At 33.0% G+C, this 579-nt stretch carries 1 protein-coding gene and 1 pseudogene; both read right to left on the bottom strand.

What is annotated here, in order from left to right; all coding sequences use genetic code 11:
* Positions 1 to 171: 171 nt before the first annotated feature.
* Positions 172 to 270: a hypothetical protein gene (locus IDG60_RS00205; protein WP_001791812.1), complete on the bottom strand. Its 99-nt coding sequence runs from the start codon at positions 268 to 270 to the stop codon at positions 172 to 174.
* A 205-nt stretch (positions 271 to 475) separates the two neighbouring features.
* Positions 476 to 579, bottom strand: a pseudogene (locus tag IDG60_RS00200) (recombination protein RecR); the annotation flags it as partial.

Below are 579 nucleotides of genomic sequence, written 5' to 3'. Positions count from 1 at the left end.
TCTAACCATATCAATCAAAAAAACCGCAAAACAGAACGTTATTTTTTTACCAGAAATTAAAAATAAATTTACAAGTTTTAAATAATCTCTCAAAACACCGCTATACAGGCTGATTTAATAAGCTTTAGACCAAAGAAGTACAACTTACTAAGCCAGCATCTATCATTTCAATTACAAAAGAATTTCATTTGCATAGTCATTAACCGCATTTATCAAATTAATAGCACCAACACACCATAACCATAGATCTAATTCGATAATCCAATTCACATCATTACTATTAGAAGTAACAAATCACAACCAACGGCTTGCTTCCTAAAGATTACCCATCCCTCAGTAAAACTAGGTAAACCATACCACCGTCACACCGCAAATAAAGTAGTACATCACACCACACCATAAAAAAAGCCACAATGATTACACTGTGACTTTTCTTACTTATAGTATTAAAATCAAAAATGTTTAATAGAAGACATTACATTTCTGTTCTACCTGCGATTGCTTTAGATAATGTTACTTCGTCAGCATACTCTAAATCGCCACCTACCGATAACCCTTGTGCTAATCTCGTCACTTTGA

Source organism: Staphylococcus sp. EG-SA-2, from assembly GCF_017152085.1.
Note: the sequence above shows the minus strand (reverse complement) of the source record. Positions and strands in the feature narration are given on the sequence as shown.